Consider the following 2,046-nt stretch of genomic DNA (forward strand, 5'->3'; position numbering starts at 1 on the left):
CGTAAAGCTCATTATGTTTTTCCAAGTCAACATCATATTATATTTATAGTGAGTATTTCAAATTTAATTTTTCTAAAATTTTATAAATTCCCTGAAAGGGAAAATAAGTAATTTTTGTCGGATTTATTGCTTCAAACTTACAATCTATGCAATATAATATTCAGTGAAATTAAACTAAATTTGATCTATGATGCAAAGCAGATCACGAAGAACCAACAGAAATATTTATATTTCTTTGTTGATCCTTTGTATAGTAGGTTTTTGGCTGTTTGAGAATTTTTATACTCCCGATTTGTATTCCGCCCCCACTAATGATGTTTTAACTTCTGAAGTGCCGGATAAAATATTACCAGCTTCAACTTCTGGAGAAATAGTGGTTCACAGTAATTATATTCTTTCTTATAAGGAACGTTATGAACAGGCCGAATGGGTAGCTTACGTTCTAAATCGAAGTCATCTTACCTATGACGACAGGGATCGTCCTGATTATATTGAAGACCCTAAAGTAAGCACTAAATCTGCTGATTGGAGAAATTATAAAGGCTCCGGATATGACAGGGGGCATCTTTGTCCGGCAGGAGACAGAAGGTTTTCAGTTTATGCCTATAATGAAACTTTTTATACCAGCAACATTGCACCTCAAAAGAATGATTTTAATTCGGGGATATGGAACGAATTGGAAAGGAAGATAAGGAGCTGGAGTAAGCAATATGGAAACCTGTATATAATTACTGGAGGTATTCTGGAAAAAGACCTTCCGACGATTGGAGAAGAAGATGTGGCAGTCCCCAAAAGGTATTATAAAATTGTAGTCAAAGAAGATGGGAGGGATATAAAAGTTCTTGCTTTTCTAATTCCTCATAAGGACACAAAGGAATCACTTAGTAATTTTTTGGTGAGCGTAGATGATTTGGAGGAGCTAAGCGGGATAGATTTTTTTAGTAAAATGGATGAAAATATCGAATCACGCCTGGAACGTAGTATAAATAAAAAGCATTGGAAATTCTAGCCCCACTCATTTAACCTGTTCGCATCTAATTTCAGAAATATAAATAAAAGAATTGTAAACCCTAGAAGGCCGGATCCTCCGTAACTGAAGAAAGGTAATGGAATACCAATTGTCGGGAGTACGCCAATGACCATTCCAATATTGATAAAGTAATGGATCAGCAGTATAGATATTACTCCGTATCCATACATTCGGCTGAAACTGTTTTTTTGTCTTTCGGCCAGATAGACAAGTCGTAAAAGCAGCAATGTAAAGAGAATAACAACGATTGTTGTACCCAGAAACCCCCACTCTTCACCCACAGTACTAAAAATATAATCTGTATGCTGTTCAGGCACAAAATCGCCCTTTGTTCTGGTGCCTTCTAAAAAGCCTTTGCCAAAGAATCCACCAGATTCGATAGCCTTTTCAGATTGGTACGTATTATATCCTATGGTTTTTCGAATTTCTTCGAGCTTATTGGGATCTTTTTCCAACCGAAGCCAAAGACTGAATCTGTCTCGGTGACGTTGCTCAAATACATTATTAAAAACAAAATTTACAGACAAAGAAAAGGCTATTGCAACAACAAAAACCGTTATTAATGGCAAGATAGGAACTTTAAAAGAGGCTCTCTTCAGTAAGAGAAAAAGAGCAATTATTAGAGCCAGGGCAATACCTAACCAAATTGTACCGAACATTAAAGTGGTAATAAAAACTACGACGGCTAAAATGGCAAGCCCCAGATAAAAAAGTGGTAACCCCTCTCTGAAAAGGACAAAGATCAGGGAGAAAAATACTAACGCACTGCCCGGATCTGGTTGTGGAATAATTAAAAAGGCCGGAATTAAAATAATTAAAAAAGAATAATATTGATCTTTCCGGTTTTTAATATCTGTTTGAATATCACTTAAATACTTAGCTAAAGCTAAAGCGGTGGCAACTTTGGCCAGCTCAGAAGGTTGAAAATTAAAAAATCCCAGGTTGTACCATGAAGTTGCTCCGGCAATGGTCTTGCCAAAGACAAAAAGGCCTAAAAGAAGGACCATAGAAATTAT

2 protein-coding genes are annotated in these 2,046 nt (G+C 36.1%); one reads left to right on the forward strand and one right to left on the reverse strand.

Translation table 11 applies throughout. The annotated features are described in order from the left end of the window. Positions 1 to 187 precede the first annotated feature (187 nt). On the forward strand, positions 188 to 1,009 hold the full coding sequence (locus tag WBN20_RS03800) for a DNA/RNA non-specific endonuclease (RefSeq protein WP_424280757.1): 822 nt from the start codon (positions 188 to 190) through the stop codon (positions 1,007 to 1,009). On the opposite strand, the gene rodA is transcribed toward WBN20_RS03800, so the two are convergent. Continuing rightward, positions 1,006 to 2,046: rod shape-determining protein RodA (rodA, locus tag WBN20_RS03805; RefSeq protein ID WP_424280758.1), on the reverse strand; the 1,041-nt coding region annotated here is incomplete at its 5' end. The genes WBN20_RS03800 and rodA overlap by 4 nt on opposite strands.

It is taken from the genome of Eudoraea sp., from assembly GCF_049665975.1.
GTDB lineage: Bacteria > Bacteroidota > Bacteroidia > Flavobacteriales > Flavobacteriaceae > Eudoraea.